Genomic DNA, 2956 nt, shown 5'->3' with positions numbered 1-2956 from the left:
AGCGACCACGCCATAAAAGACCGAACCCGCAAGTGCTGCAACTGCGATTTCGGCCCAGACCATGTCGATGTTCATCCGCCCGACCTCGGTCGAGATGCGGAAGCCCATGCCGACGACAGGCGTGCCGAAGAACTCGGCAACGATGGCGCCGATCAGCGCCAGCGTCGAGTTGATCTTCAGCGCGTTGAAGATGAAGGGAGCTGCTGCCGGCAGCCGAAGCTTCAAGAGCGTCGGCCAGTAGCCCGACGCGTAGGTGCGCATCAGGTCGCGCTCCATATGGCCGGAGGCGGCCAGACCGGCGACCGTGTTCACCAGCATCGGGAAGAAGGTCATGATGATGACCACCGCCGCCTTGGACTGCCAGTCGAAGCCGAACCACATCACCATGATCGGCGCGACGCCGATGATCGGCAGCGCCGAGACCATGTTGCCGATCGGCAACAGGCCGCGTCGCAGGAACGGCACACGGTCTGCGAGCACCGCGGTGATGAAGCCGGCGCCGCTGCCCACGACATAGCCGAAGATGACCGCCTTGAAGATGGTCTGGCGGACATCGGCGCCGAGCACCGGCAGCGAACCGGCGATGCGCGCGCCGATGGCACTTGGCGGCGGCAGCAGGATGAAGGGTATGCCGGCCCCACGCGTCACCGCTTCCCAGATGATCAGGATCCAGGCGCCGAAGATGGCTGGGATGATCAGGCCCAGCGCGGTGCGAGCCCATTTGGCGAACGGACGCAATGATGACAGCACCGCCACGCAGCGCCAGCCAAGCAGCCATGCGGCGGTGAGAAGCAGGAAGTACGGCGTCCGCGCCAGGCCTTCGAAACCGGTGATGCCGCCAATCAGCAGCCAGGCGGCCAGATGCGCGCCGATGAAAAGCACAACGGCTTCGACGATGGACGGTATTCTGGTCACCGAGATCAAAGCGGCGACAAGCAGCACGCCGAAAATCAGCCAGGTCGTCGCCACATAGGGGTATATCAACGTCCCTGCAGGCTGCGCCAGTGCATCGACTTTCGGCGCGGCGATCGGGCCGAGCGCCACTGCGATCAGGCACAGCACGATCGCCAGCACTGCCTGCCAGGAGGGTTTCAGCCAGTTCATGCCGGCCTCCCGCCCATAGCGCGGTCGACGAGGCGCCCGGCAATGCCGACCACCATGACCAGAAGGGCTGCCACCACCGAACCGGCGACCAGCGCCGACCAGATGTCGATGGACTGGCTATAATAGGCGCCGGCGAGCAGCTTGGCGCCGATGCCGGCGACAGCGCCTGTCGGCAGTTCGCCGACGATGGCGCCGACCAGGCTTGCCGCCACCGCCACCTTCATCGAGGTGAACAGGAACGGCACCGAAGCAGGCACGCGCAACATCCAGAAGGTCTGCGCGCGACTGGCATTGTAGGTGTGCATCAGGTCGAGATGCATGATCTCGGGCGAGCGCAGCCCCTTCACCATGCCGACAGTCACCGGGAAGAACGACAGATAGGTCGAAATCATCGCCTTCGGGACGAGCCCGCTGATGCCGATCGCCCCCAGCACGACGATGATCATCGGCGCCACAGCCAGGATGGGAATGGTCTGCGAGGCGATGATCCACGGCATCAGGCTGCGGTCGAGCGTCGCCACATGGACAATGCCGACGGCGATGATGATGCCGAGCGCCGTGCCGAAAGCGAAGCCGAGCAGCGTCGACGAAAGCGTCACCCAGGCATTGTAGACCAGGCTGCGGTTGGAGGTGATGGGCCGCAGGAAGGTGTTCTCGAAGAAATTCACCGCCACCTGGTGCGGCGCCGGCAATGTCGGCTTCGGCTGCGACAGCGTCTTGCCGATGAGTTGGCTGAACGTGGATGTTTCACCCGCGCGACGATCGAGATCGCGCTGGAACGGCGTGTTGAGGATGACGGCGAAGACATACCAGAGCGCGATCACGCCAACGAGGATGGAGGTGACGGGAACGAGCTTGTCGCGGAAGGTGTCCATCTAGCGGGCCTCAGCCGACTGGCGCCCTCCTCTCCCCAACGGGGAGAGGGTGGCCGGAGCGAAGCGGAGGTCGGGTGAGGGGGTGGAAATCTTTCCGTCAAGGCAAGCCAAGATCGTATCCAGGACCGCTCGACGTTCGGCCAAAACCTCATGATTCCAGAACCGGAGAGCCGAATAACCTTGTCCGTTCAGCCAAGCTGTCCTGGAAGGGTCGGTTGGAGAATCTGCGTGCTGACTACCATCAAGTTCGACAATCAGGCTTACCTCGCGACAAACAAAATCCGCGATGAACGGTCCAAGCGGCACTTGCCTCACAAATTTGTAGCCATTGAGATGACGGTCTCTCAGCTCCCCCCAAAGCCTGTATTCAGCCTCGGTCTCGTCAACCCGCAGCTTTCGGGCGCGAGCGGTTGCCCCGACCTTTCTCTTGGTCGGATCCGTCGGCGCCGCCCCCTCACCCGACCTCCGCTTCGCTCCGGCCACCCTCTCCCCGTTGGGGAGAGGAGGAAGCTCATCCTGCCCCTCAATCATCATAGCTGTGCCCCGCGCGCAGCCCGTCCCGCACCCGCGCTGCGATCGCCAGAAACTCCGGCGTCTCGCGGATGTCGAGCGGCCGCTCTCTCGGCAGCGTCGATTCGATGATGTCGCTGACACGGCCCGGGCGCGGCGACATGACGACGATGCGCGTCGACAGATAGACGGCCTCCGGAATGGAGTGGGTGACGAAGCAGATGGTCTTGTTGGTGCGTCCCCACAATTCCAGCAGCTGCTCGTTGAGATGGTCGCGCACGATCTCGTCCAGCGCGCCGAACGGCTCGTCCATCAGCAGCAGGTCGGCGTCGAAGGCCAGCGCACGGGCAATCGAGGCGCGCTGCTGCATGCCGCCCGAGAGCTGCCAGGGATATTTCTTCTCGAATCCAGAGAGGTTGACGAGGCCGAGCGTGCGCTTGATCCGCTCGCCTTGCTCCGCCCTGGAT

General features: G+C 63.8%; 3 protein-coding genes and 1 pseudogene. All 4 read right to left on the bottom strand.

Annotated features, from left to right (window positions below; genetic code table 11):
* Positions 1-1104, bottom strand: a 1104-nt coding sequence (locus EN969_RS24675; RefSeq protein WP_164758462.1) for an ABC transporter permease, incomplete at its 3' end; no start/stop codon positions are given.
* A complete protein-coding gene (locus EN969_RS24670; RefSeq protein ID WP_063168502.1) occupies positions 1101-1979 on the bottom strand; it encodes an ABC transporter permease in 879 nt (292 codons plus the stop codon). The genes EN969_RS24675 and EN969_RS24670, both read right to left, overlap by 4 nt.
* Positions 1980-2390: pseudogene (locus tag EN969_RS24665) on the bottom strand (DUF559 domain-containing protein); the annotation flags it as partial.
* Positions 2391-2502: 112 nt separating this feature from the next.
* Positions 2503-2956: ABC transporter ATP-binding protein (locus EN969_RS24660; protein WP_164758461.1), on the bottom strand; the 454-nt coding region annotated here is incomplete at its 5' end.

This window comes from Mesorhizobium sp. M7A.F.Ca.CA.003.01.2.1 (assembly GCF_003998945.1).
GTDB lineage: Bacteria > Pseudomonadota > Alphaproteobacteria > Rhizobiales > Rhizobiaceae > Mesorhizobium > Mesorhizobium ciceri.
The sequence above is the reverse complement of the archived record's forward strand: the minus strand, read 5'-3'. Positions and strand labels throughout refer to the sequence as shown.

Coding starts and splice junctions, on each gene's coding strand:
- EN969_RS24670 (WP_063168502.1), bottom strand. CDS start 1,979: ATGGACACCTTCCGCGACAAGCTCGTTCCCGTCACCTCCATCCTCGTT.